Raw genomic sequence first — 25,657 nt, forward strand, 5'->3', positions numbered from 1 at the left:
GGCTTAGCGACTATTTAATATCAACAACAACTTTGCCAATCGCTTGACCACTAGCCAAACGGTCGTGCGCTGCAGCCGCATCGGCTAGGGCAAATTGTTGGCTATCAAGCACTGGTTTTAGTTCACCGGCTTCAACAATTTTTGCTAGTGCTTTTAAGATCTTGCCGTGAGCTGCTCGGCCTTGGTTATAGATCATCGGTAAAAGCATAAACACAACATGTAAAGACAGGCCTTTCATGTGCACCATGGTTAAATCTTGCTCGTGCATAGATAAGGTGGTGGCAATTTGACCGTTTAGCTTAGCTGCCTCAATCGAGTTGTTGATGTTAGCGCCGCCCACAGAATCAAAAATCACATCAAAGCCGCCACCATTGGTGTACTTCTCAACATAGTCGGCAACGGTTTCGGTTTTAAAGTCGATAGCCGTTGCGCCAAGCTCTGCGATGAGATTGGTTTGTTCGCCAGCGGCACCGGTTGCAAAAACTTCGGTACCAAAATGTTTTGCCAGTTGCAGCGCAACATGACCCACACCGCCAGCACCACCGTGTACAAGTACTTTTTGGCCTGCAGTAATACCTGCACGGACTAAACCTTCATATGCTGTGATACCTACTAGTGGTAGGGCTGCTGCTTCACGCATTGAGATGTTGTTTGGTTTGTGAGCCACTAAATCAGCATCTGCCAACATGTATTCGGCCAACGAGCCTTGTAGTTCACCAAGCCCACCAGCACAGCCGTATACTTCGTCACCAGGTTTAAAGTCGCTTACACCTTCGCCTACCGCTTCAACAGTACCCGCGAAATCCATGCCCAATACGCCAGGAAGCTGCGGGTGAAAAGGTAAGGCTTCGCCCATGTCACGAATCATCATGTCGATGGTATTAATACTAGAGGCCGCAATCTTGATAACAAGGTGACCAGGTTTTACTTCTGGTTTTGCAATTTCTGCTGTTTCAAATACGTCGCTGCCACCGAATGCGCGAATCACTGTTGCTTTCATGATTATGAACCTCTATCCGTTGTTGTCTGTCATTGAGTTGGCTTCAGTATAGGCAGCATGAATAATTTGATAAGAAGGGCAAATACAAAATCAGTTTTAAGTTTTTGTTAATAATGAAGTGGACCAAGCTTAATCCAGCAACATCAGGCGGCTAGCGGCGAATTTGAAGATGGTTTATGGGCGATGATTGGCCCTAAGCATTATTAAATTTTTATTAACACTGATTCTACCTTTCACTTTCTTATCGCAGCTTTGACATAGCAGTAGACTTCTCGGCAATAAACGCCCTAGGTTGAGGAGCCTACTATGCATTATGAAGGTAAAATCTATCGTCCTTGGATGGAAGCCAAGAGTGTACTTATTCAAACGACGCTGGGTTGCAGCAATAACCAGTGTACCTTCTGTACCATGTTCGACGACAAACGCTTTAAGGTGCGTGACCTTGAGGCGATCTTTAAAGACATTGATGAAGCAAGGTTGATGCATCATAAGGTTGAATCGATATTCCTTATCGATGGCAATGTAATGGCGATGCGAACCGACAAGCTGTTGAAGATCCTTGATAAGGTTAAGGTAACTTTTCCTGAGCTTAAACATCTAGCCTTGTATTCAGGCTTTAACGATTTCCGTCGTAAGAGTATCTCGGAGCTAAAAGAGCTGCGTTCGGCGGGCCTTACCACCGCTTATTCTGGTTTAGAGTCTGGCGACCCGATTGTTCTGGAGCGGATTAAAAAAGGCATGACGCGAGAGCATGCTATTAAAGGTATGGAGATGGCGCGTGAAGCCAATATTCAGGTGCTTGCTTCCTTCATTTTTGGTTTAGGTGGCAAAGATCGCTCCATCGAGCATGCTGAAAACACCACTAGCTTGCTCAACATAATGCAGCCAGATGCAATTGCGCCAATGGCACTTGCAATCCAACCTGGCAGTGAACTGGAGCGAGAGCTACACCGAGGAGAGTTTGTGCTACCCACACCGCTGCAGATATTGGAAGAGGAAAGGTACTTGCTGGAAAATATGGATGACTTCCCCTGTTATTACTGGGGTGATCATGGCAACAATATAGCGTCTATGCGCGGTGTTTGGCCCGAGGTTCGCCAATCATTTTTACAGAACATTAATCAACATATCTCGCATAATCCAATGGCGCAGAAAAATGCTATTGAGACTTACGCTTGGTAGTAAACGGCTAGGTAGTAAATGGCCTGGTAGTAAATAGCTAGGAGATTTAAACGCTAATGATGATTAGCGAGTATTCAGCGGCTTCATAGAAGTCGCTTTTTTATGTGTTTAAATCGAGCTAGATTTTGCCTCTCTCTTCTTTACCTTTTCTGTTTAGTAGCCTCTTGTTCGTTCATCGTGAACTGTAGTGACGGATTACATTCTCTAAGCGCATTTAAGCAAGGTTTACTTGATAATCGTCGACACCAATCAATAAGCTTTATTTCTTTTTTACACTCGAAATAATTATGGATAAGTTAATAAATTCATAAGCTTACATTGTTAACCTTTTGTTGATTTAGTTTCGTTTTTTCTTTGATTGTTTAAACAATGAGCAGGGCATACCTTTTACTTAGTTATCCACGAGCTGATAACGAGACAATCATAAAACGGAAGGAATTGAATATGGCTTACCAAGGCTACACAACATTTACCGCAAAACAAGACGAGGCGATTTTATATGTCACTTTTGATTTTGGAACGGTTAACGTACAAGGTCAGGAGATGCTAGCTGACCTAAACGGTTTGGCACTGCGTTTAGAACGCGATCGCAGCGTAAAAGTGGTGGTATTCCAATCGGCAAATCCAGAAATTTGGGTATGCCATTATGATACGGATTTGCTTAAAGACATGTCGACCGAGGCGGTGTCTCGCGAAGAAGCAAAACTACTCGACTTACAAGCAGTTCTTGAGCGCATTAGTAAGCTGCCTCAAGCGACTATTGCAAAACTAGAAGGCTTTGCCCGTGGCGGCGGTCATGAGTTTGCTTTGGCCTGCGATATGCGTTTTGCAGCTCGGGGCAAATATAAATTCATGCAAATGGAAGTAGGCATGGGCATCTTGCCATGTGGCGGCGGTGCTTCGCGTATGGCTCGCCAAGTGGGTTTGGGGCGCGCCTTAGAAATTGTGCTCAGCGCACGTGATTTTAGTGCCGACGAAGCAGAAGCTTACGGCACCATTAATAAAGCTTTAGAACCCGATGAAATTGGTCCTTATGTCGACGCCCTAGCGCAACGTATATCTAAATTCCCTGCAGAATCAATTAACGCTTGTAAGCAGATGGTGTATGAGTCAATCGACAAACCAATCGATGAAGCTCTTAAAGCTGAAGCCTATTGGTTATACCAAGCTACCAGCAAAACACCTGCTGTTAAGCGTTTCCAAATTGCTGATGAGCAAGGCCTAGAGCACGATATAGAGAACCAACGTAACTGGGAACAGTTAGTTATGACCGTTCAAGATATTAACTAGAACAAGCTAACAAGAAAGCTCCTACGGTGTTAACTCGAAAGAGAAACGGGGAGCTTTCTAATTTCTAAAGCTTATCAAGCCAAGTGCTAAAACTGATGTTCAATTCACCCGAATCAACAAAATGAGAGGTTCACTATGCTAGGTGAAAGCCATTCACTACTACACGAATTCCCAAAATCTAAAGCAAGCATATTAAGCTTAGTGAAAAGCGATCAAAGCTTTGCTAGAGATGCGCAGCACTACGAAGACTTAGACAATAAAATTAGAGATTTAGAACTCAGCAATTCACCGATTGACGATCAAGCCATGCATCAGCTCAAGCATGATCGCTCACTACTAAAAGATTCTCTTTATCAGCGGATTTTGCAAGCTGAAAAGTAATAAACGAAAAAGCTCGAGCAAACGCTTGAGCTTTTTTGTTGGGCTATTCGCTAGCCGCTGGATACTCTTTGATAGTAAATGCTGGTGTGGCTAAGCCTTTAATATCGTTAAGCTCTATGGCAAATACGCCGCCGCTTAGCGGGTAGTCGCATAGTTGTTGTTCACTCATGCCTTCGCGGGCACTTACCACATACAAAGTGCTTAAATTTGGACCGCCAAAGGCACATTTAGTGACGTTAAGTGCTGGAATGGCGATTTGTCGTTCTAGTTCACCTTGTGGGGTATAGCGGCTAAGTTTTGCGCCATTAAAATGGGCTACCCAGATATGCTGTTCTGCATCTAAGGTGATGCCATCGGGGTTGCCAAAGCTGCGATCAATATGCAGCCAATCTTGTAGTTCTTTAATGTTGCCGTCTTCACTGAGTTTTCCGCGTTTTATGAGGAAGTTTTCGGTATCGACAAAGTAGCCATAGCCTTGCTTTTCGCAAAAGGTGGGGCCGTTGGTTACCCAGTATTTTTCATCTAGCGTGTTTAGCTCTAAGTTTGGGCTTAAGCGATAAAACTGTCCGGAAGCCTTGGTTATTTGGCAATCCATTGAGCCTAGCCATAAGTCGCCATTGGGCGAAACCCAAGCGTCATTTAGGCGGTTTTCTTTTAGTGTCGGTTCGGGGTCGAGCAACAAGGTGCTTTTATCGTCACGAAGTAGTTTTACCCCGTTGGCATAGGTGGCTACAAAAGTAGTGCTATCGCCGGGAATAAGGGTGGGTAAAATGGCACTAATCATTGGCTTTTGCGACCAGCTTTGCTGCTCACCGCTGGCGGGGTGATAGCGGTGCAAACTTTCTTTAAGAATGTCTACCCAATAGAGCGCTTGCTCTTGTTCTATCCATACTACACCTTCGCCTAAACGCGCTTCAGCCTGCCAGACACAGGTAACCTTTGGGGTTTGCAACATGCTTAATCCTAGAAAAATGACCAACTAGCAGCAAATTATCTCACTGCGGTTTTACGTGGTCGATGGTAACACTTCGCATTAGCTGGATGATTTGTTTCATGGATTAATTGTATTTTTGCGAGGGGCTTAGAAATCTATTCAAGTGAAGTGAGATAGCCACAATAGAGTGTTTCATTAGCGTGGCGGGGAGCTTGTAGCGAAAAATAAGGGCAAAACCAAACCAGAGAGTTTGGCTTTGCCATAGTGTTTAGTTTGGCTTCTTAATACCAATTTGTTGATAGCTTACTTGGCTAATCGTTAAGTTTTGCCATTTTCCAACTGACTTAGCTTGAGCCTTTTCTGCTTGGTAAAAGTAAGGCTGGCGTAGCTGGGCTTGCTCGCTAGGCATCGCAAAGTATAAGCGGGCAGTTTCGCCATTAAGTTGAGCGCTAGTTAAATAGGCCACCAGCGCGTGTTCTAGGGCATGATAGTCACTCTTCCATAGGTGAATTTTAAGGCCTTGATTGGCAACGGGATAGGTACCACCATCTTCGGCGATAAAACGATCAAACCATTGCGGGTAAGTGGTGGTTAAGTAATTGGTGGCACTTGGTTCGACCAAGGCTAAGCTTGCGGCAGCTTGGTCTAGCTCGGCATATTCCCACCAAATTGCTGGTGCACCATTAGGTAGGCGACGCCATCCGCCTTCGCCTTGCTCTATAAAGGCTGCTTGTAAGGTGGCTTGTAAACCTTGTTTACTTTGACTCACCAGCTGTTGTTTGCCTAAGTATTCAGCGGCTAACCAGGTCATCCACCATGATTTTGCGGTATGACCAAAATCATTATGGCGGGCAGAGTCTGGCTGGTAGTTGTTGCCGTGTTTGGTGCCCCAAAAACGGAAATCATCGGGGCGAAGAAATTGTTGAGTAATGGTAGTGAGCAGTTTACTAAGATCTTGGTCCCACTGACTTTTGTGGGGCTCGGGTAATAGTGGAGACAGCAGTAACATATAAGCGTTTATTTGGTCTAGCTGAGCCACTAACTCAACTTCATCGCCACTGCCGTTGGCCGATTCTGCATTAACCCAGCGAAGGCGCTGTTGCTGCTCGTCCCAGTATTTATCAAATATGTAATCTTTTACTTTAAGCAGGTCGTTCAGTACCGCTTGGTCGCCGGTTAAGTAATAGTAAAAAGCCATGCCGAGTTGGGCGTAGGCCAGATCTTGAGTAGTGCGTTGTTTGGCAGAGAAAGCCGACTGCCCATCTTCAAGCACACTAATCACCGAGCCTTGCTCTTCAAGCAGGTGAGTGCGCAGGTAATCCACTCCAGCTTTGCTAAGCGCAAGGGCTTGTTGGTCACCGGTTAAATGAAAAATAACGCCATAAACAAAAGTATGGCGAGCCTGCATGCGGGTATAGCTTTGATTGAGGTGAGGTCTCATCCAATCGGGAGCAGCATTTAGTTCAGAACAGGGGCTAGTTTGGCTAAATGCCGAGCCGTCGTTACAACGGAAGGTAGGGAAGTTACCCAAGGGAGTGCCATGGGCATCTTGGTGTAGCCAAAAAGGAGCCAGCTCGTTTTCCACGCTATCAAGCCAACGCTGGGCCGAAGGGATTTGCAAATCGCCCGCTTGGGCATTGCCGTTAGCAATTAAACACACACTGAGTAATACTCGTTTCACAGTCTATTTCCTTAAGCTAAAACGCCATCGCTTAAGATTTTATCTGAGCATTGATAGAAAAAATCAGTGTTAGTACACAGTTTTAGCTGACTTATTGATAGATAGGATGGTTGAAAAAAAGGCGATAGCATTGCGCTATCGCCTAGTAGATTTAGCCGCGCTGTTTCAACTGTTTAACGCTGTTTTGTACCCGCCGATAAAACTTGCCTAAGTCTTTATCGTTGGCACGTCGCTCTGCCACGCTGGCGGCATTAAACTGCTGTTCGCGCATCAGTTTGTGGTAGTTCTGCAAACGCCGCTCATCAAGCAAGCCATTTTCTATCGCTTGCCTTACTTGGCAACCGGGTTCGCTGTTGTGTTGGCAGTCGGCAAACTTACACTGCTCGGCTAGCTCGGTGATATCGTTGAAGGTGGCATTCACCCCTTCTTCACAATCGCTGAGTTGTAACTCACGCATACCTGGAGTATCTAGCAGTAAACCGCCGTTCTCCATTAAATGCATTGAGCGCGCCGTAGTGGTATGCCTACCTTTACTGTCGGCTTCTCTAATCGCTCCCGTTTGGCTACTTTGCTCGCCTAACAAGGTATTGATTAGCGTAGATTTCCCTACTCCAGAAGAACCCATAAAGGCCACGGTTTGGCCCCGTTTACACCAAGGGTTAAGTTTGGCCACATCCTCGGTATCTAGCGCGTTAAGCGCTTCAACCATTAGCATTGGGTCAAGCTTTTGTACTTGCTGTTGTAGGCTAGCAACATCATCACAGGTGTCTGCTTTGGTAAGCACTACTACTGGATCTACTTTGGCTTCATTGGCTAGGGCCAAATAACGTTCGATACGGCTTAGGTTAAAGTTGTTGTTCAGTGAACACACGATAAACACGGTATCTACATTAGCGGCAATTAGCTGCAATTCGGCGCGAGTGCCCACGGCCTTACGACTAAATAAGGTGGCAGGTTCTAGCTGCTTTACAAATTTAAGCTCCGGCGTATTGGCGTGTTCAAGCAACAGCCAGTCACCTACCGCCATTTTGGGCATGTTTGGGTGAATTGCGATGCGTTGTAAGCCAAGTTCACTGGCGACTACATATTCGCTGCGGTGCTGTTCAAATACGCGCGCAGCAGTGTACGAACTTAGTTCGTCTAAATTAAGTTGTTGTTGAAAAAAGGGTTTCCATCCAAGTTCAGATAGAGAAAAAGAATTACCCATTTGAGATTACCCCAAGCACAATGAGTGCTATTTGAAACTAATTAGGGGTCAATTAAGCCCCGGTAATGACCGGGCTGAGCAGGAGTAACAGTGTTACGCTTGTTCCTGAGCCCGAGAAGATGTGATTACAATCATTTTGTATCCTCGCTATGGTTTAAAAATCGGCTAAATAATAGCAAAAGCTGTGAGTGAACCCCACAATTACTTGAATAACAATTGAGACAAATCAGGTCTTGGATCTTTAAGCTTTAAACAGCCACACTGTTTAAAACGATCTTATGAATAACTGCGTATAGCTTAATAAGCTTAAGTACAAACACGAGCAAGAGAAGTGGAGTAGGGTATGCATTATTTTCGACCCGCAGGTGAACGCGGATCTGTTGATTTAGGTTGGCTGAAAAGCCAGCACAGTTTTTCCTTTGCCAATTATTACGACCCTAAGCACATGGGCTATTCAGTGCTAAGAGTGATTAATCAAGATAGTGTTGCGCCCAGCAAGGGTTTTGACACCCACCAACACAAAGATATGGAAATCATCTCCTACGTGACGAGCGGCGTGGTTGAGCATATCGACAGCATGGGCAATCGCTACAAAGTACCAGCGGGTGATATTCAAGTAATGAGCGCGGGCACTGGGGTAAGCCACTCGGAGTTTAATGGCTCAGACGAAGAAGATTTAGAGTTTTTACAAATATGGATTAAGCCGCAGCAAACGGGTTTGGCTCCTGCCTACCAGCAAGCGCGTATTAAGCAAGGTGAGGTATTAACCCCGCTGGTTACTCCCGATGGCCGCGATGGGTCGTTGATCATGAATCAAGATGCCGCGCTTTATCGATTAGCCATCGACGCTAATAGTGAGTTTGAACTAGAAGTGATGAAAGCCTGCGGCTACTTGCATGTGGTTAGTGGCGCGGCCAACTTACAGCAAGCATCTGGCGGTGCGTATACGGTTAGGCCCGGCGACGGAGTTGGTGTTTCTGGTGAGCAAGCACTAACTATTCGTACCGAAAACTATGCCTTTGAAGCGCTATGGTTTGATTTACCTAGTGCCTAAACCGCTTAATTGACAGATTTTGTTATCTATTAAGTTATATCTATTACTTAGACAAACCCTTACCAATAAGCGATGTTGGCGTTAACACTTGTTTATCTTGTTCACAAAAAAAACATGAAAACGTACAATTTTTCACCACGCATAATGATAGATTGCATTTTAACTTGGGATTTTTCTTCTTACTGCTATGGTTTCGCTGCATATAAAAGCAACTAGAGCAAACAACAAACAATTACTTGAGCTGTTAGGTGAGGGGTGTTCATAGCCTTAGCCGACACCTGCCACTCAGGGCTAACTATGTAAGAGGATAAATGGAATGATCTCAGATAAACCCGTGCTGGCTTTATTGAGCCTAGCGCTATGGTCGCCATTAAGTTCAGCTGAGTTATTACAAAAATTTGAGCTGGAAAATGGAAGTTTGTTACCAGGTTACTCAAGCGCAATTGATAGTCCGTTTAACGGTGTTGCTGCTTATGCAAACAATGATGGTGTGCAAGCAACAGCGCAAATTAGTAATACACCCGGCCAGTTTCGTTTAGATATTAGCGGCGCGAGTAGCGCCAACAATGCAGCGGGCATTAGTGTTTACCTTGATGATAAAAAAATAGGTGCAACAGAGTTTGTGGGCACTGCTGCATCGCTTGGTAGTATTAGCTTCAAATTAGACACTATGCCGCTTAACTCGAGCCTTTCGTTTAAATTAGAAACCGATGATGGTAGTAACGATACCTATTTAGATTGGTTTGAGCTGCATCGCATAGGCGATGTAGCAGCTTTGCCTACGGCGCCAGTATTGCCAAGTGATGGGGCATACAATACCGGCGTATACAGGAATATGTTTGCCGAGCTTGGTTACTCAAAAGCTGAGGTTGAAGCTCGTGTTCAAACGGTATATGACCAGCTATTCCATAGTACTGATACCGCCAATAAAGCGATATTTATTCCGGTGGGTGATGATATGGCCTACATCTGGGATGTAGGCAACAATGATGTTCGTAGCGAAGGGATGTCTTATGGCTTGATGATGGCGGTGCAAATGAACCGTCAAGATGACTTCAACAAGCTTTGGAAATGGGCGCACACCTACTCACTAAACAAATCCGGAGCTAACAAGGGCTACTTTGCTTGGAAAGTAAGCACCGCCGGAGATATACAAGATGCCAACCCTGCGCCCGATGGTGAAGAATACTTTGCCACTGCTTTATTTTTTGCTTCTCACCGTTGGGGTGATGGCACGGGTATTTACAACTACAGCACGCAAGCTAATCAGATCCTTGATGATATGTATGGTAACGGCGAGATGCGTTACAACAATCAAGGTCAGTTAGAAGAAATCAGTTTGTTTGATCACAATGAAAAACAAATTGTGTTCTCTCCAGCCACACCTTCTGACAGAAACTGGACTGATCCTTCCTACCACCTTCCTGCATTTTATGAATTGTGGGCGCGTTGGGCGAATAATAACAATCAATTTTGGGCGGACATTGCAACTACCAGCCGTGCATTTTTGAAAACCACTGTTAACTCAGCCAATGGTTTAAGTCCCGATTATGCTTATTTTGATGGCACTCCGCATGGCGAGTTTCAAGCTTGGAAAACCACTTTCCAATACGATGCATGGCGCACCGTTGGCAATGCCGCAATGGATTTTGCGTGGTGGCAAAAGGATCCGTGGCAAACTCAATATGTAAACAGCTTGCAAGCCTTCTTTAAGAGCGAAGGGATAGACTCTTACTCAAGTCTGTATGAGCTTAACGGTACGCCTTATCAAAACAATAGTGACCACTCTCCTGGTTTAGTGGCGATGAATGCGTTAGCTAGCTTAGCGGCTAACGACCAACAAGCTTGGGAGTTTGTGCAAGCCCTTTGGGATACCCCAGTACCTAGTGGTAAGTGGCGTTATTACGACGGCACGTTATATATGTTTGGTATGCTGGCATTAAGTGGTTCCTATCAGGTTTATTGCCCAGCTGGAGAATGTGATGCGGTGGTTCCACCTACCGAGAATCAAGCTCCGGTGACGGTAGATGACAGTGTTACAACTACTCAAGATACGCCACTAGTGGTTAGTGTTTTGCAAAATGACAATGATCCAGATGGCGATACCATTAGCATTGTGAGTTTCACCCAAGCAAGCAACGGCAGTGTTAGCCAGGTAGGTGATGGTTTAAGCTATTCTCCAAATAGTAATTATGCGGGCAGTGATAGCTTTAGTTATACCATTGGCGATGGGCAACTAGAGGCAAGTGCTACGGTGACTGTTACGGTAACAGACACTACGGTGAATAATCCCCCTAGTGCCTGTTTTACCGTGAGCAGCGAAGTGGCAACAGTTGGTCAATCAATTGATTTTGACGCTAGTTGCGCAAACGATGTAGACGGAGATGTGTTGAGCTATGCTTGGAGCTTTGGTGACAACAACGGCACCACAGGATCTACAGCTAGCCACAGTTACAGTGCTGCTGGTACTTATCCAGCAAGCTTAACGGTAAGCGACGGTAAGGGTGCTAGTGATGTTTATAGTGTAAACATTGTTGTTAGCAACTCAGATAATGGCCCTGGCGGTGCGGTGTGTAGCTACACGGTAGATAATGATTGGAATAGTGGCTTTGTGGCTAATATTACAATTAGCAACCAAGGCACAACGGCTATAAATGGCTGGCAAGTGAGCTGGGTGTACAGTGATGGCTCTGCAGTAACTAGCAGCTGGAATAGCACAGTAACAGGTAGCCAGCCTTATGTGGCTAGTTCATTACCTTGGAACTCAACCATTCAGCCGGGTCAATCGGTGACCTTTGGTTTACAAGGCACTAAAGGCACAGCAAACACGCCTGCTGAAGTAGTCACACTTGGTGGCTCAAGCTGTAACTAAGCTAATCGATTAAACCAAAGTAAATTAAGAGAGGCATTAGCCTCTCTTTTGGGTTTTAGCGCTTTGTGGGTTGCGCTGTGTTCGGCCTTGGCTCTAGTTACTCATACTAATATGGATGAGTTAATCGTTTAAAAGCCCAAGTGCTGCCATGCATTTTTTAGCCTTATTCTCAAATTTACCGCCCTCATAAATAGCGTTTGATAAGCTAAATTTATAAAGCTGTGAACTTACTCTAATAGCCTTTAAAAACATATCTTAGTTCAAGCAGTTACTCAGCAGTAGTCTACTATCAATAAGAAGGTTTCAAGCTTTAATTCAGCCGCTTGAGTCACTTTTGTAATGGAACAATGTCGCTAGAACCCGATTAGAAAGATAGGTAACAGGAACATGTGGAAACAAATCGCCGTGCTATGGATAGCCCTGTTAAACGGTTTGTGTTTAGCCTCATCTGCCATGGCAGAAAACATTGCATTTAGCCCCCAAGAGCAACAGTTTATTGACCAGCAGTTGCCAATTACAGTGGTGGCCGATTTAAACTTCTATCCCTATGCCTTTGTTAATGACTCTGGTGCTTACGATGGTATTTCTCGTGAGTACCTAGAAGAAATAGCCCAATTAACCGGCTTAAATTTCACATACAAAATTGGCCCGAGTTGGGCCGAGATGCTGCAAGGTTTGAAAGACGGTGAAATAGACATTATCCCGATGATGTTTTATGACCAAGATAAAACCGATTACGTTCAATTCTCTCAACCGTATATCTTGCATAGTGAATATCTTTACACCTTGGAAACAGAGCCCAATGTTCAATCTCTCGATGCTATTGCCAACAAAACCTTGGCGGTGATCGAAGGCTATGAGCTAACTTCTTGGCTTAAACTGCGTTATCCAAATATTAAGCTTAAATACTACGATGAACTTGCCCATTGTTTGCGTGCAGTGGCCGATGGTGAGGTATTTGGTACGATTGGTGAGTTAAGCTCAACGCTATACTTTAAAAACAAAATGCACCTGCGCAATATCAAAAAAAATACCGCCATCGCGGGTAGGAAGAATCTGCCAATTTCAATAGGCCTAAGCACTCAGCATCCGCACTTACTAACGATAATTAATAAAGCCATTGAACAGATTGATATTGCCACCCGCAATCGCATTTCTGGTCGCTGGCTTAATGACAGTTCGTCGCAAAGTATCCTTAATGGTGCCTTTGGTTACGGGCGGGCACCGTTCATGTATGACCTAAGTTCTGAGGTGGGTTTAGAGTATGAGATAGTGCGGCGGGTATTGTCTTCTATGGGCTATCAAATTGAAGATGTAGAGCAACTGCCCACATTTAGAGGACAAATAATTCTTCATGAAGACCAAAATTTAGATTTCTCGGTTGGTGTGTCTGAACTGCCCGACAATATGTTCTACTCCGACGATATCGTTAACTTTAACAATGTGGCTGTAACTCGAAAAGTCGATAATATTGCTTTGTCGTCACCTGCTGATATGGCCAATTACTCGGTGTCTAGCTTTGCTGATTCTAAGAAATTGTTGGGCGAAGAATATGCGAAAATGGCCAGCAATTCTTCACGCTTTAAAGAGCACTCCGTTCAAGAGCTTTCGTTGACTGAGTTCTTTGCTGGCAATGCTGACGTATTAGTGGCTGATATAGAAATAGTAAAATGGGCGATCCGCTATTCTGGTTTAACCAATGGGCTAATTAGTGATTTCGAGTTCCACTCGATTTTTGACCAGTCTGAAGTGGGTTATAAGGTGGCGTTTCGTAATCAACATATTCGCGATTTGTTTAATCAAGCCTTGCAGACATTACGCAGTGGTGAGGAGTATCAGCAATTATTTGATTTGTACTTAAACTCAAACTTCAACCCACAGATTAGGCGTGGCAACCTGATTGCTGATGTGGTGGCGCCTTATATCTTTCACGACGACCTTAAAAACTTAAGAAATGTACTGAGGGTTTTTCATAAAAACTCCAATATTAAAGCGATATCAGTTAGCTCAGACTCGCCTAATCGAGTCATCATGCAGTTACAAGAAATAGACGGCGAGCTCAAAAGTGTAGATGTGATAAAAGTATCCCATCTTAGCCGCTTATCTAAAGAAAGCTTCTATGTACACAACGGCAGTACCGACAAAGTGGGCAGCATTACTTTTTATGCTCAAGCCAATAGCCCTGAACAGATTATCTCGTCTCATGTGCCTGATTTACGTCAATTCAGTGGGCTGTCTGGCGAGCAAATGGCCGAAATTCGTTTAGCTTATGAGCGGCAAGACTTATCAGGGCAACTACTTAATTTAAGTGAAGCCGAACAAGTTTGGATTAGTGAGAATCCTATTATTTCAATTGCGGTAGACCCCGCAGCACTGCCCTACGAAGCCTTTGACGAAGATGGCCAATATATTGGTGCAGTGGCTGACTATTTACAGCTGATTAGTGCCAGTACTGGTTTAGTGTTTGAGCCGGTGAAGGTAGAGACTTGGCAAGAATCATTAAAATTGATTCGAAGCCGGAAAGTGCAGCTAGCCTCAGCAGCCTTTGGCAATACTGAGTTAGAACTTGATTATTTAACTACCTTACCCATTGTTAAGAGTGAAGTAAGCTATGTTGGCCGTATTGGAAAAGGCTTTGTCGGCTCTTTAAGTGACCTGCGAGGTAAAACTGTAGGCATTATTAAAGGTGCTTCGCAAACGGCTGCCTTAGTTGAACAAAGCCCCGATGTTAATTGGGTATATCCGCAAAGCACCGAGATTGGCATGCAGCAAGTTGCCGACGGTGAAATAGACGGCATGGTAGACACCATATTGGTGCTTAACTACCTTATGCAAAGCCGCGGTTACAGCAACTTAGCGGTAACCGGAGACTTTGATAGGGATGTAGCGTCTACTATCTATGTACTTAAAACCTTACCCACCTTACAGTCAATTATTAGTAAAGCTATCGACGCGGTTACCCAAGCACAACGCGATGCCATTGTGTCTAAATGGGTGCCTAATAAAGTGATAGAACGGGTTGATTACACCTTGGTATGGCAGGTGGTTGCAGCTGCATTGTTTTTAGTTATATTGGCACTGTTTTGGAACCGCAAATTAGCTAGTTTGATTAAGGCGCGTGAGAAAGCCGAGCAACGCTTACAAGAGCGAGAACAACTGTTGTTCGACATGCTTAATTCTGCCCCAATTGGTGTGGCGATAGTGGCTAATGAGCAAACCCTATTCTCCAATAAAACCGCACGAGATATGTTTGGTGTGTCTGCCGAAGAGTTAGATGATTTCAAAGTTAGCAATATCTATTGCGATCCGGCCCAGCGCGACCAGAGTTACCAAATGCTTAAACAAGGCTTACCTGTGGTTAATCAGGAAATTGACTTTAAGCGTACCGATGGCAAGCAATTTACCGGCTTAGCGAATTACATAAACACAGAGTTTAAAGACCAACCCGCGATATTATTTTGGTGTTATGACATTAGTGAACTTAAAGATCTTAATACCCAGTTAAGTTTAGCTATTGATGAAGCTGACAATGCCAACAAAGCCAAGTCAGATTTCTTGGCCAACATGAGCCATGAAATTCGCACCCCAATGAATGCCATTATTGGCATGACTCACTTGGCGCTAAATGCCGAGTTGGACCGTAAAACCCGTGGTTATCTCAATAAAGTGTCCCATGCAGCGGCGTCTTTGCTAGGGATCATTAACGATATTCTCGACTTTTCGAAAATTGAAGCGGGCAAGTTAGACATGGAATGCTTGGATATTAGCATTCAAGATATTTTGCAAAATCAGCTCAACTTAATCGAGTTAAAAGCTCAAGACAAAGGGGTAGAGGTGCTCACTTTAGTCGAGCCTTCGGTGCCGCATAACCTAATGGGCGATCCACTTCGCTTAGGGCAAATATTTACCAACCTTGCAAGCAATGCGATTAAGTTTACTGAGCAGGGCGAAATTGCCTTCTCAGTGAAGTTGTTGGAACAACAAACCAATCGCGCCAAACTGCAATTTTCGGTACGCGACACTGGTATTGGCATTTCGCCCGAGCAGCAACAAAAGCTATTCCAATCTTTTACTCAAGCCGATGCCTCCACCACAAGACAATATGGCGGAACCGGTTTGGGCCTAACCATTTGTAAAAGTTTGGTAGAACTAATGGAAGGCGAAATTTGGCTAGAAAGCGCCTTGGGAGAAGGTACCGAATTCTTGTTTACGGCCTGGTTTAAGCTAAACCACGAGCGACCAGCCACACGCAGTGCCATTAGCCCAACAAGCCTAGATAACATGTGCATTTTGGTGGTGGATGACAACGAAAGTGCCGCAGAAATTATGGCCTCTATTGTCTCCTCTTTTGGTCCTGAAGTAAGCGTGGTGCACGCTGGCTCTGAGGCGCAGGCATTAGTGGCTGAAAACCCAGATAAGTACGATATGGCGATTGTTGATTGGAACATGCCAGATATGGATGGGGTGGCTACCTGTGAAGCCATTCGCCAAGAGGCCGGCAGTCACCCGGTTAAATTTATTATGGTGTCGGCTTATGACCACGCACGTTTCAAAGAGCAAAGCAAAGACGCAGGAGTAAGTGCTTATTTGGCGAAACCGATTACTGCCTCAGAGGTATTTAATTCGATAGCCCAGGTAAGTGGTCGCGATGTCGCTTTATATACCCCGCTTGCCAAATTGAGTGACAAACTCACATTAGCTAAGCAAAAGCTGCAAGGTGCACACGTGCTGCTGGTGGAAGATAACGAACTTAATCAAGACTTAGCCATAGAGCTACTAAACAGCATTGGTGTAAGTTGCGAGCTGGCAGAAAACGGCCAGTTGGCTCTTGAGAAGCTTCGTCATAACTCTTTTGATGGCGTATTAATGGATATTCAAATGCCGGTTATGGATGGCTACACCGCCACCCAAAAAATCCGCGAGTTTGATTTAGAAATCGCTATTATCGCCATGACAGCTAACGCCATGAGTGGCGACCGAGAGCGGGTGATAAGTGCGGGCATGAATGACTACATCAGTAAGCCCATAGATGTTGAAGCCATGATAACGACCATGGCCGAGTGGATTAGTGCTTCTGGTTTGCAGCCAGCAGCACCTGTCGGTTCAACAGAAGAGTCGGTGCCTTCGGGGATTACCGAGGGATTAAATCCAGAGATTATTGATCAAGCTGCCGGTTTAGCAACCTGTAATGGCAACGCCAATTTATACTTCAAATTGCTGAATAAATTTAGCCTCAACCAGCGCAGTTTTGCCGAACAATTTGAGCGAGCTTGCGGCGAATCAGACTGGGTATTAGCTACCCGTTTAATACATACTTTAAAAGGTAATGCGGGGAATATTGGTGCGCTTGTATTGCAAGCCGCAGCTGCCGAGCTAGAAGCTGTTGCTGCCAGTATTTTGTCTTCGGAGGGGAGCAATAGTTTTAAAAACAGCAATGAGCGGATTCAGTCGATGCTGTCGAACATTAGTGCTTTGTTAGAGTTGGTATTTCAAGAAATTGGTTTGTTAATGCCTAAAGATGTAGGCCAAGACCATGCAGAGGATGATAGCCAGCAGAAAAGCAATTTAGCGCAGCTTAAAACTGAGCTTGTCACGCTTGAAGAGCAACTAGAAGAGTGCGACGTAGATGCCGTTGAACGGATCGATGAGCTGTCAGAGATGGCCTTCCCCGCAGAGGTGAAAAAGCAACTATTAGGCATTAATAAGGCTGCTGCAGAGTATGACTTTGAAGCTGCTAGTGCCAAGCTGCAAAGCTTAAAAGCCATGCTGAGTTGATGCATATCATGAGAACTCGCGTTTCTGCTGCAAAAATCAGCCCGAAAGATAAACTGCCCCTAGATGAATCGCATTTGGAAAAGGACAAGCCAATGATTAAGCCATTTTGCCTCGGTCTAGCTGCAACACTTAGCCTACTGGTGAGTTTGTCTGCGGCAGCATTTCCGCAAGCCTCGGTGTCTTCTAATCAGCAACTGTTTGCTCAATCGATTATTTATCATTCACTTAGTGGGTTTTGTGCAGCAAAGTCCGGCAATAAAACACTAACAAATGACTTTCAAGCCTGGCGCTTAGCCAATCAACAAGCGATTAAACAAGGGCGTGAAGAAGTCGCGGTGATGGCCAAAGAGCAAGACAAACCGATGGATTCGGTAGTGTCTAATTTAGTTCACGTTGCCGAACAAGAGTGGGGACAACTTAGCAGTGAGCAGCGCCAACAAAAGTGCCAAACTTTGCAGGCTTTTCTTACTCAAGCAGAGCCTACAGTTCACTAAGTTGAGAGCGTAATGCCCGCGTAGCCAATTAGCTGAAGCGGGCAGTAAAACTTAGATAGAGGCTAACTGATAATGAGGGGTGATTTGGCTTTTAGCGATATGCTCGGCTACATCTAAGCCACGCAAAAAACCGTGTTGTGTCACCAGTACTGTTTTAAACCCCATCGCGTTGCCACCCAGTATATCGGTATGCAGGGTATCGCCAATCATGGCAATACGCTGTGGATCTAGGTCTCCGTAGCTTCGCTTTATTCTACTAAGAGCTTCTTCAAAAATGGGCGCATAGGGTTTACCAAAACAGCGAACATTGTTGTAAAGCTCTGCAGGCAGCGTAAGGGTATAGCTGCCGGGTTCTTGTGATACGCCATCTTCCAATGGGGCAATTAAGTCTGAGTTACCCACCCAAACCGTGCGTGGTTTACGCCTTAGTTCAGTGATAAAGCGCTGATGCAGGGTTTCATTCCACGCTTGCCCGCTTAAAAAGAGAAATTCGTCGGCTTGCCAAAAGTCGCTATCTTCGGGGTATAAACACGGTCGCTGTATATCTAAGCGAAATTCCGGCAGGGTGATTACCCCTAAGCGAGAATCGCTCTCTAAATCCATATATTGCAACAATACCTCTCGACTGTTTACGATTTCTTGGTCGCTAAAATCAAAACCCAGTCGAGCAAACTTGTCGAACAGCTGCTGTTTGTTTTGGGTAGCAGCATTAGTGACTACCATAACCAGCTTCCCGGCTTGCCTTAGTTTATCTATTTGCTGTTTAGCCCCTTCTATGGCGGTGCCGCCCACATTTAGCACGCCGTAAGCATCAAATAAAAACACATCAACATCGCTTAGAATATCGGTGATGCTGTTGATGGTTTGGCAACTGTCCGCAGGCAGGTTTTCTGGCATACGTTCAGGAATGCTTAAATAGGCGTTAAATGCCTCTGTAGGGCTGTAAAACATGGTGAAACCTCAGCAAAAAATACAGCGCTACTGTGGCAGGTTTTAGTTAAAAGTTAAATACTAAACTTAGCTGTTATATGTTTAAGATAAAGCGAAATAGGCAAGGTCAGTCAGTATTGGGAGTTAGCAGTGGATTACCAACAATTTAACCAGTGTTGTAAAGCGCTAACGGCTACCCGTTATGTGGTGCAATGGGGTAATTCTCACGTGTGGAAGGTAGGTGGTAAAGTGTTCGCTATCGGCGGCTGGGAAAAGCTTAATCAACCTGCTTTCACTTTTAAAACCTCTGAGCTTAACTTCGAGTTCTTAAAAGATGAACCGGGTTATCGACCAGCACCATATATGGCTTCGCGGGGCATGAAGTGGATTCAACTGTATCAAAGTGAACCCGCTTCAGATGAGCAGTTAAGCTACTACCTTAGCGAGTCTCATCGCATCGTTTCTCTAGGCTTAAGCAAAAAAATGCAAAAAGAGTTGGGCTTAAACCAAGCTTAATCATCTCAATCTTTTATTTAGCTAAAAACCAATAGCCATTACACTCTAGCCTTTGCTCCTTACATAAAGAACATCTATGCCGTATTTATTGTCGATAACCCTGTTGTGGGCTTTTTCTTTTAGTTTAATTGGTGTGTATTTAGCGGGCCAAGTAGATGCGTGGTTTTCGGTATTAATGCGGGTCGCCCTAGCAACTTTGGTGTTTCTGCCTTTTCTAAAACCTAAGCAGGTTAGCCGAGCCTTGGCGCTTAAGCTGATGTTGGTAGGCGCAATTCAATTAGGCTGTATGTATGGTTTTTATTATCAGTCCTTTTTGTTTTTATCGGTGCCCGAAGTGCTGCTTTTTACCGTGATGACGCCTATTTACGTCACCTTGGTGAATGATGCTTTTGAACGACGTTTCAATTGGCAATTTTTGCTCAGTGCTTTTATCGCAACTTTAGGCGCGGTGGCTATACGCTATGAAGGCATCGACCGGGGCTTTATAACCGGCTTTTTATTGGTGCAAGGGGCCAATCTTTGTTTTGCTACCGGGCAGGTGGCGTATAAACGCATAATGGCCCAGCAGTCTAAACAATTGGCTCAGCAAACAGTATTTGCATGGTTTTTTGTTGGTGCTTTAGTGGTTGCAGTAATTGCTTATCTAACGATGGGCAATCCTGAACGTTTGCCGACTACCGTAACCCAGTGGGGCGTATTGGTATACCTAGGCACTATAGCTTCTAGCTTGGGATATTTCGCCTGGAATAAAGGCGCTACACTGGTCAACATTGGTGCGTTGGCGGTGGCTAATAACTTACTTATTCCGGCCGGCATTGCAGTAAACTTGCTGATTTGGAACCATGATGCCGACATTATGCGTTTAAGCATTGGCGCTGCGATTATTTTGGCTGCACTGGCGATTAATGAGCGTTGGACATGCACAAGGTCTAAAAGCGGCTAGCATGACTTTGCTACAATCACCGTTTAATTCAAGCGCTTGATATTGGATAACTTGATGAAAGACTTACAACAAAATAACCCCTTGCACGGCTTAAAGCTGGAAGTGCTGCTTGATGAAATTGTTGAGCATTACGGCTGGGAAACCTTAGCGTTTGCCTTAAATATGAACTGCTTTCGCAATAACCCCAATACTAAGTCTTGCCTTAAGTTTCTTCGCAAAACCGATTGGGCGCGTGAAAAAGTAGAGAGCTTTTACCTTTATCGCTTTAAGCATTTACCGCGCCCCGATGATGTTCAATATGCCTTGCCTCCACGTGATCGCCTAGTGCCTTTAGAGCAAAAGCCCCGCGCGCCAGTAGTCATAGACATTACTGCCAAGCCTCAAGTGCAAAATAAACCTAAGCCAAAGGCTAGGCCTAGCCGCCCGCCTAAAGCTCGTAGCGCAAAACCTAAGGCTGAGGATTCTAACAAAAGTGATAGCTCAGACCCTTGGGCTGACTCGCCTAAATAACCTTAGCTCGAGTTCAGCTTAAATAGTTTGTTTTAGCGAGTAGGGCGAGGCAGTAAATTCAGGTACAATTTCGCCTCGTTAATTTTGCTGCAATCAATACAGCGTTCTTTATAGGTTTTTATGTCTCAAAAGTCTGTTCAAATTGGATTAGTTAACCCTAAAAGCCCAAGTAACGTTGGGTCGGTAATGCGCGCCGCTGGCTGTTTTGGCGCTTCTTCGGTTTACTATACCGGCCAGCGCTATGCTCGCGCTGCCCGCTTTAATACTGATACTAAAAACCAAAGTTTGAATATTCCACTAACCGGGGTTGATGAACTCGCTGAACAAGTTGGCGAAGAGGTAAAACTGGTGTGTATCGAGCTGGCTGAAGGGGCTACGCCGTTACCAGAGTTTGTTCACCCAGAGCAGGCCTTATATGTTTTTGGCCCCGAAGATGGCTCAATTAGCCAAGCTTTAGTCGATAAGGCTGATGAGGTGGTTTATGTTCCCACCAAGGGATGCTTGAATTTAGCTGCCACAGTGAATGTGGTGCTTTACGATCGCCTAGCTAAATCAGAGAATGCCAGTGGCGGCGAAGCGCTTATTCGCAGTAGTCGCGATGTGAATAATCGCTTAAAGGCTAAGTGATTGAGTAAGGCTTGTTAGTGACAAACTAACAAGCCTTAAGTTGTTCTACTTTTTGTCGGCTCTTTGCGCTTGGCGAAGTTGCTGCTTCTGTTTCCGGCGCTGTTGGCTGTGCTCTGCCGCTTCCATTCCCACATGTTGTTCACCGCGCTGCTTAGCTAAGCGAACTTGTTTTTCACGCTCTCTAAAACGCATTTTTTGCTCGTCGCTTAGCGTGTCATGGCAATGTGGGCAGCTAACGCCTTGCTCAAACTTGTCGCTTTGCTTGTCACTAGGCGAGATCGGCATTCTACAACCGCTGCATAGTTCATAGTCGCCGGGCTGTAATTGGTGGTCTACGGTTACCCGCTCATCAAATACAAAACAGTCGCCTTGCCACAAGGAGTTCTCTTCAGGCACGTCTTCTAAGTATTTAAGAATGCCGCCTTCTAAATGATAAACCTCTTCAAAGCCTTGCTCTTTTAAGTAAGCGGTAGATTTTTCACAGCGAATGCCGCCAGTGCAAAACATAGCAACCTTTTTGTGTTTCGCTGGGTCGAGTTCTTCAGCTACATAGTCTGGAAATTCACGAAAGGTATCGGTTTGGGGATTAACCGCATGCTTGAAGCTACCTAGTTGAATTTCGTAGTCGTTACGGGTATCAACTACCATTACTTCAGGATCCGCTATTAAAGCGTTCCAATCTTTAGGTTTAACGTAAGAGCCAACCACGTGGTTTGGGTCAATTCCTTCCACACCCATGGTTACAATTTCTTTTTTCAGCTTAACCCGAGAGCGGTTAAAGGGTTGGTGCTCGCTGTATGAGCGCTTGTCGGTAAGTTGGCTTAATCGACTATCGCTTTTAAGCCAAGTTAACACTGCACTTATACCAGCGTCTGGGCCAGCAATAGTGCCATTAATGCCTTCTTCGGCCAGTAATAAAGTGCCGCGTACCTGTTGTTGTTTCATTAAGGCTAATAGCGGTTCCTGCAGTTCTTTATAGTTGTCTAAACGAACAAATTTATAAAGCGCGCAAATAGTTATTGAATTCATAATGTTAGCTTCCTGCCTGCTGGGGCGTAATCCCAGAGCATTGATAAAAAGAAAGCTATTGTAATGAAAATGCTAAAATATGCAGCAATCTTGTGGTGCTTTGTTGAGTCTTTGTTGTGATTCTTTACCAAGAAAAGGCGTAGAATTGTGTTCTAAGCCGCTAAATCAAGCCTCTACAGCTACTTGCGTTTTTGCTCAGTGGTGTGTGATGGCTATAATGAAGTAATTATCTAACATGGAATAGGTTGAGTAGTATGTCTAGTGTTTTAGCCACAGTGGATCAACGAACCAAACTCGTCGGCGAAAACCGCTTAGAACTGTTGATTTTTAAACTCAACTCTATGCAGTTGTTTGCGATTAATGTATTCAAGGTAAAAGAGGTGGTTAAGCTACCTCGAATGAATAGGTTGCCGGGTTCTCATCCACATATTAGTGGCGTGGTTACCATTCGTGGGCATTCTATTCCGGTTATTGATTTGCGTGCTGCGGTAAAAATGCCGCCTGCCAAAGAAGAAGCGAAAGTCGACTGCAACCTCATCATCACCGAATATAATCGCAGCGTTCAAGGTTTTATGGTGGGTGAGGTAATGCACATAGTAAATACCTCTTGGAAAGATATTTTACCTCCGCCAACTTCGGTAGGGCGCAGTAACTACTTAACTGCGATCACCCGTATCGAGCATGAAGAGACTAATCGTATTGTCGAGATTATTGATGTAGAGAAAGTGCTAGCAGAAATCGTTAGTTACAACATTGCTATTTCAGATGAAGCCCTCGACCAGAAAGTGTCACACCTACTTAACGGTAAACGGGTATTGGTGGTGGATGATTCTTCTACCGCTCGAGGTCAAGTAAAGGCAACATTAGGTCAACTTGGCATGGAGATTATAGAGGCCGAAAATGGCCTGCAAGCATTGAACATGCTTAAGGGCTGGGCCGATGAAGGTAAATCAGTTTACGATGAAATCCTGCTCATGATTACCGATGCCGAGATGCCAGAAATGGATGGTTATCGCCTTACTGCCGAGGTGCGCGGTGATGAGCGAATGGGCGAACTGTTTATTGCATTGAATACCTCTTTAAGTGGTAGCTTTAATGAGGCAATGGTGGAGAAAGTAGGCTGTAATCGCTTTATCTCTAAGTTCCAACCGGATTTATTGGTAGACGTGGTTCAGCAACGAATGCGTGAATTGCTAGAGTCTCAATAGTTAGCAATAGATATAAAAAAACCAGCCAATTGGCTGGTTTTTTAGTTTAGCGGCTAGTTACTTAAAGAATAGCTGGCTAAATGGATTAAGTAGCGATGCTAAGCCTGAAGTGAAATGCAGAGGTGCATCCAACAGGGTTAAACATAAGCAGTCTTGGTTAGCGGCTGTTCGCGGCGTATGTTTGTTTTGCGCATCTTGAATGATGAAGTCGCCCGGTACATAGGTGCCTGCATCGTCTATAAAAGTGCCAGCCAGTACTAGGGTTATTTCTTGTCCCTGATGGGTATGCTCTGGCAGGGCGCTGTCTTGATCCATGTAAATGAAGTTCATTTTGCTGTCACTTACTGCATCAACACGAGCACGTTGAATTTTACCTGGTAAACGCCCCCAAGGACCAATGTGCTGCGGGTGAGCTTGTAAGGCTCGGGGCAGCGGGAAGCGCTTATTGCCAAGGGTGATTTCTTGCTGCAAGGCTGGCTGAGAGCTTTCAATTACGCTGTCAGGGCTTTGTTGCATAATCATCGCTAACATCGAATCCAGTTCGTTGTTCATGGTCTCGGGCTGGGCTTGCTCAAGTTGAGTAGCCAACTTGAGTTCAGCAGCTTCAACGCGGCGGCGACATTCTGGGCAGTATTCCAAGTGAGCACTCACCATAATGCTCATTGCTGGGTCCAGTTGACCGGCAGCGTACAGTTCAAGGCTTTCTTCAGCCGGATGAAATTGAATGCTAGTCATCCAATACCTCCTTCATTTTCTTCAGCGCTAATCTAAGGCGACTTTTCACAGTGCCAAGCGGTAAGTTTAATATTTCAGACACTTGTTGTTGCGATTCACCGTGCAGGTAAACACGCCTTACGATATCTGCTTGTTCTTCTGGCAACTTGTCAATCAAATGTTTTAGCTCGTTGCTCACTAATTCTTGGTCTTCGGTCGACACTTTATCAGCGTCTTCTTCTTCACTTAGAATGGGCCACAAGTCATCGCCTTGAATCCAACTTTGCTGATGTTTACCTTTTCGCATCAAATCAAACTTTACGTTTCTTGATACCGAAAAAATCCAAGTCATCGCATTGCCTTTGCTTGAATCGTAAAGCCCTGCTTTAAGCCATAGCTTGAGCATAGTTTCTTGCACCATCTCTAAGGCAAGAGATTCATCAACAAATTGTTTTCGAGCCAAGTTTAATAAGCGTGGCGCTACTTGGCGGAACAATAAGTCATAACTTTTGCGGCATTGCTCGCTGGCAATGTTTGCCAACAGCAGGGCGATGTCATCGTCACTATTGGACTGAGCTACTTGACTAGCCATAGGTGTTTTCGGTCCACCGATTTTTGATACTGAACTGTGTATTTCCATATTGCCAAAATCGTTTGCGGATTGATAACAAGTTAACGAGCAAGGTGTGTAAAACGATCACTTTGTCGCAAAATAAATCCTAAATAACGAATACATAAAGAAGCAGAGGGTGATTTAAGCAAGCGTTGCTTGGTACAAATGGGCAGTGGCAGTAGCTCTAGCCAACGCCAGCAGAGGGTTTTAACTTGGTCGCTTTGTACAGATTGCTCAAAGTTAGCTGTTTGCAATTCTGGATACTGTAAATTGATGTTAGCTAGGGCATTTTGCAGCGCAGCGGTATTTTTTTGTTTAGAGCAATCTGGCCATAGGTCAATTTTGTTCGCGCTCAGGGTAGGCGATACCCAGTTGGAGCAAAATCCTGGCTCATTCGAGGTGACCTTACCCCAATGAAGTATTTTAAACTCTACTTCAATTTGTGCCTTGCTAAGCCAATCTATATGGCTTACTTGAGCAAAGCTCACTAAGTCATTAGCCTGTACCGCACTATTTCCATCACTATCTTGAAAAGCTAGCCACACGCCGCCAGCTTTTTCTGCAGCGCGCAAACTGGCGATAAAAACCATGCCTTCACCCTTGATCCGCGCGAAGCGCTGCGGCATAAAGTGTTCGCGAGATATCATTAGCGGAAAACAACTGTTACTGCTCAAGTAAACATTCCTAAATATGGGTG

At 44.8% G+C, this 25,657-nt stretch carries 21 protein-coding genes; 12 read left to right on the forward strand and 9 right to left on the reverse strand.

Features of this window, described 5'->3' with window-relative positions:
* Positions 1 to 10: 10 nt before the first annotated feature.
* A complete protein-coding gene (locus G6R11_RS06070) occupies positions 11 to 1,000 on the reverse strand; it encodes a zinc-dependent alcohol dehydrogenase family protein (protein ID WP_163132192.1) in 990 nt (329 codons plus the stop codon).
* Between the two features lie 306 nt (positions 1,001 to 1,306).
* Between G6R11_RS06070 and G6R11_RS06075 the strand changes: the two genes are divergently transcribed.
* The 3 genes from G6R11_RS06075 to G6R11_RS06085 all read left to right on the forward strand — a co-directional run bounded on the left by G6R11_RS06075 (position 1,307) and on the right by G6R11_RS06085 (position 3,853).
* A complete protein-coding gene (locus G6R11_RS06075) occupies positions 1,307 to 2,182 on the forward strand; it encodes a radical SAM protein (RefSeq protein WP_163132193.1) in 876 nt (291 codons plus the stop codon).
* Between the two features lie 444 nt (positions 2,183 to 2,626).
* A complete protein-coding gene (locus G6R11_RS06080; RefSeq protein ID WP_163132194.1) occupies positions 2,627 to 3,472 on the forward strand; it encodes an enoyl-CoA hydratase/isomerase family protein in 846 nt (281 codons plus the stop codon).
* 135 nt (positions 3,473 to 3,607) lie between these two features.
* On the forward strand, positions 3,608 to 3,853 hold the full coding sequence (locus G6R11_RS06085; protein WP_163132195.1) for a YdcH family protein: 246 nt from the start codon (positions 3,608 to 3,610) through the stop codon (positions 3,851 to 3,853).
* A 43-nt stretch (positions 3,854 to 3,896) separates the two neighbouring features.
* On the opposite strand, the gene G6R11_RS06090 is transcribed toward G6R11_RS06085, so the two are convergent.
* The 3 genes from G6R11_RS06090 to rsgA form a co-directional block, all read right to left on the reverse strand.
* The gene (locus G6R11_RS06090) at positions 3,897 to 4,808 is read right to left on the reverse strand and encodes an SMP-30/gluconolactonase/LRE family protein (protein WP_163132196.1); all 912 of its coding nucleotides are present in this window, start codon (positions 4,806 to 4,808) and stop codon (positions 3,897 to 3,899) included.
* Between the two features lie 247 nt (positions 4,809 to 5,055).
* Positions 5,056 to 6,468, reverse strand: a complete 1,413-nt coding sequence (locus G6R11_RS06095) for an N-acylglucosamine 2-epimerase (protein WP_163132197.1) — start codon at positions 6,466 to 6,468, stop codon at positions 5,056 to 5,058.
* Positions 6,469 to 6,619: 151 nt separating this feature from the next.
* Positions 6,620 to 7,675: a ribosome small subunit-dependent GTPase A gene (gene rsgA / locus G6R11_RS06100; protein WP_163132198.1), complete on the reverse strand. Its 1,056-nt coding sequence runs from the start codon at positions 7,673 to 7,675 to the stop codon at positions 6,620 to 6,622.
* A 343-nt stretch (positions 7,676 to 8,018) separates the two neighbouring features.
* Here rsgA and G6R11_RS06105 point away from each other — a divergent pair, with 343 nt between their 5' ends.
* From G6R11_RS06105 to G6R11_RS06120, 4 genes are all read left to right on the forward strand, one after another.
* Positions 8,019 to 8,729 carry a pirin family protein gene (locus G6R11_RS06105; RefSeq protein WP_163132199.1) on the forward strand — a complete coding sequence of 237 codons (711 nt, stop codon included), beginning with the start codon at positions 8,019 to 8,021 and terminating at the stop codon, positions 8,727 to 8,729.
* Between the two features lie 316 nt (positions 8,730 to 9,045).
* Positions 9,046 to 11,601, forward strand: a complete 2,556-nt coding sequence (locus G6R11_RS06110; RefSeq protein WP_163132200.1) for a glycosyl hydrolase family 8 — start codon at positions 9,046 to 9,048, stop codon at positions 11,599 to 11,601.
* Positions 11,602 to 11,988: 387 nt separating this feature from the next.
* Positions 11,989 to 17,376, forward strand: coding sequence for a transporter substrate-binding domain-containing protein (locus G6R11_RS06115; RefSeq protein ID WP_163132201.1), 5,388 nt, complete (start codon positions 11,989 to 11,991; stop codon positions 17,374 to 17,376).
* A 92-nt stretch (positions 17,377 to 17,468) separates the two neighbouring features.
* Positions 17,469 to 17,870, forward strand: coding sequence for a hypothetical protein (locus G6R11_RS06120; RefSeq protein ID WP_163132202.1), 402 nt, complete (start codon positions 17,469 to 17,471; stop codon positions 17,868 to 17,870).
* A 51-nt stretch (positions 17,871 to 17,921) separates the two neighbouring features.
* Here the strand turns inward: G6R11_RS06120 and G6R11_RS06125 are convergent, their stop codons facing one another.
* Complete coding sequence (locus tag G6R11_RS06125; RefSeq protein ID WP_163132203.1) at positions 17,922 to 18,821, reverse strand: HAD-IIA family hydrolase; 900 nt, start codon at positions 18,819 to 18,821, stop codon at positions 17,922 to 17,924.
* A gap of 129 nt (positions 18,822 to 18,950) precedes the next feature.
* On the opposite strand from G6R11_RS06125, the gene G6R11_RS06130 reads away from it, so the two are divergent.
* The 4 genes from G6R11_RS06130 (at position 18,951) to G6R11_RS06145 (ending at position 21,396) form a co-directional block, all read left to right on the forward strand.
* Positions 18,951 to 19,316, forward strand: coding sequence for an MmcQ/YjbR family DNA-binding protein (locus G6R11_RS06130; RefSeq protein ID WP_163132204.1), 366 nt, complete (start codon positions 18,951 to 18,953; stop codon positions 19,314 to 19,316).
* A 76-nt stretch (positions 19,317 to 19,392) separates the two neighbouring features.
* Entirely contained in the window at positions 19,393 to 20,259 is an 867-nt protein-coding gene (locus G6R11_RS06135; RefSeq protein ID WP_163132205.1) for a carboxylate/amino acid/amine transporter, read from the forward strand.
* 54 nt (positions 20,260 to 20,313) lie between these two features.
* Complete coding sequence (locus tag G6R11_RS06140) at positions 20,314 to 20,769, forward strand: VF530 family DNA-binding protein (protein ID WP_163132206.1); 456 nt, start codon at positions 20,314 to 20,316, stop codon at positions 20,767 to 20,769.
* Between the two features lie 120 nt (positions 20,770 to 20,889).
* Positions 20,890 to 21,396: an RNA methyltransferase gene (locus G6R11_RS06145; RefSeq protein WP_163132207.1), complete on the forward strand. Its 507-nt coding sequence runs from the start codon at positions 20,890 to 20,892 to the stop codon at positions 21,394 to 21,396.
* Positions 21,397 to 21,441: 45 nt separating this feature from the next.
* On the opposite strand, the gene G6R11_RS06150 is transcribed toward G6R11_RS06145, so the two are convergent.
* Complete coding sequence (locus tag G6R11_RS06150; protein WP_163132208.1) at positions 21,442 to 22,425, reverse strand: rhodanese-related sulfurtransferase; 984 nt, start codon at positions 22,423 to 22,425, stop codon at positions 21,442 to 21,444.
* Positions 22,426 to 22,679: 254 nt separating this feature from the next.
* Here G6R11_RS06150 and G6R11_RS06155 point away from each other — a divergent pair, with 254 nt between their 5' ends.
* Complete coding sequence (locus G6R11_RS06155; protein WP_163132209.1) at positions 22,680 to 23,633, forward strand: chemotaxis protein CheV; 954 nt, start codon at positions 22,680 to 22,682, stop codon at positions 23,631 to 23,633.
* Positions 23,634 to 23,690: 57 nt separating this feature from the next.
* Here G6R11_RS06155 and G6R11_RS06160 read toward each other — a convergent pair whose 3' ends face one another.
* The 3 genes from G6R11_RS06160 to G6R11_RS06170 form a co-directional block, all read right to left on the reverse strand.
* Positions 23,691 to 24,368 (reverse strand): ChrR family anti-sigma-E factor, encoded by a 678-nt coding sequence (locus G6R11_RS06160; protein WP_163132210.1) that lies wholly within the window; start codon positions 24,366 to 24,368, stop codon positions 23,691 to 23,693.
* Positions 24,361 to 24,939 carry a sigma-70 family RNA polymerase sigma factor gene (locus G6R11_RS06165; protein WP_163132211.1) on the reverse strand — a complete coding sequence of 193 codons (579 nt, stop codon included), beginning with the start codon at positions 24,937 to 24,939 and terminating at the stop codon, positions 24,361 to 24,363. The genes G6R11_RS06160 and G6R11_RS06165 overlap by 8 nt, the downstream gene beginning before the upstream one ends.
* 80 nt (positions 24,940 to 25,019) lie before the next feature.
* Positions 25,020 to 25,634: a hypothetical protein gene (locus tag G6R11_RS06170; RefSeq protein WP_163132212.1), complete on the reverse strand. Its 615-nt coding sequence runs from the start codon at positions 25,632 to 25,634 to the stop codon at positions 25,020 to 25,022.
* Positions 25,635 to 25,657: the final 23 nt, after the last annotated feature.

The organism is Agarivorans sp. Alg241-V36, from assembly GCF_900537085.1.
In the GTDB taxonomy this organism is placed as follows: domain Bacteria; phylum Pseudomonadota; class Gammaproteobacteria; order Enterobacterales; family Celerinatantimonadaceae; genus Agarivorans.

What these genes read in the sequence shown, in the direction of transcription:
- G6R11_RS06080 (WP_163132194.1), top strand. Translation starts at nt 2,627, where the DNA reads ATGGCTTACCAAGGCTACACAACATTTACCGCAAAACAAGACGAGGCG.
- G6R11_RS06085 (WP_163132195.1), top strand. Translation starts at nt 3,608, where the DNA reads ATGCTAGGTGAAAGCCATTCACTACTACACGAATTCCCAAAATCTAAA.
- G6R11_RS06145 (WP_163132207.1), top strand. Translation starts at nt 20,890, where the DNA reads ATGTCTCAAAAGTCTGTTCAAATTGGATTAGTTAACCCTAAAAGCCCA.
- G6R11_RS06140 (WP_163132206.1), top strand. Translation starts at nt 20,314, where the DNA reads ATGAAAGACTTACAACAAAATAACCCCTTGCACGGCTTAAAGCTGGAA.
- G6R11_RS06155 (WP_163132209.1), top strand. Translation starts at nt 22,680, where the DNA reads ATGTCTAGTGTTTTAGCCACAGTGGATCAACGAACCAAACTCGTCGGC.
- G6R11_RS06165 (WP_163132211.1), bottom strand. Translation starts at nt 24,939, where the DNA reads ATGGCTAGTCAAGTAGCTCAGTCCAATAGTGACGATGACATCGCCCTG.
- G6R11_RS06090 (WP_163132196.1), bottom strand. Translation starts at nt 4,808, where the DNA reads ATGTTGCAAACCCCAAAGGTTACCTGTGTCTGGCAGGCTGAAGCGCGT.
- G6R11_RS06125 (WP_163132203.1), bottom strand. Translation starts at nt 18,821, where the DNA reads ATGTTTTACAGCCCTACAGAGGCATTTAACGCCTATTTAAGCATTCCT.
- G6R11_RS06150 (WP_163132208.1), bottom strand. Translation starts at nt 22,425, where the DNA reads ATGAATTCAATAACTATTTGCGCGCTTTATAAATTTGTTCGTTTAGAC.
- G6R11_RS06075 (WP_163132193.1), top strand. Translation starts at nt 1,307, where the DNA reads ATGCATTATGAAGGTAAAATCTATCGTCCTTGGATGGAAGCCAAGAGT.
- rsgA (WP_163132198.1), bottom strand. Translation starts at nt 7,675, where the DNA reads ATGGGTAATTCTTTTTCTCTATCTGAACTTGGATGGAAACCCTTTTTT.
- G6R11_RS06070 (WP_163132192.1), bottom strand. Translation starts at nt 1,000, where the DNA reads ATGAAAGCAACAGTGATTCGCGCATTCGGTGGCAGCGACGTATTTGAA.
- G6R11_RS06115 (WP_163132201.1), top strand. Translation starts at nt 11,989, where the DNA reads ATGTGGAAACAAATCGCCGTGCTATGGATAGCCCTGTTAAACGGTTTG.
- G6R11_RS06120 (WP_163132202.1), top strand. Translation starts at nt 17,469, where the DNA reads ATGATTAAGCCATTTTGCCTCGGTCTAGCTGCAACACTTAGCCTACTG.
- G6R11_RS06135 (WP_163132205.1), top strand. Translation starts at nt 19,393, where the DNA reads ATGCCGTATTTATTGTCGATAACCCTGTTGTGGGCTTTTTCTTTTAGT.
- G6R11_RS06110 (WP_163132200.1), top strand. Translation starts at nt 9,046, where the DNA reads ATGATCTCAGATAAACCCGTGCTGGCTTTATTGAGCCTAGCGCTATGG.
- G6R11_RS06160 (WP_163132210.1), bottom strand. Translation starts at nt 24,368, where the DNA reads ATGACTAGCATTCAATTTCATCCGGCTGAAGAAAGCCTTGAACTGTAC.
- G6R11_RS06105 (WP_163132199.1), top strand. Translation starts at nt 8,019, where the DNA reads ATGCATTATTTTCGACCCGCAGGTGAACGCGGATCTGTTGATTTAGGT.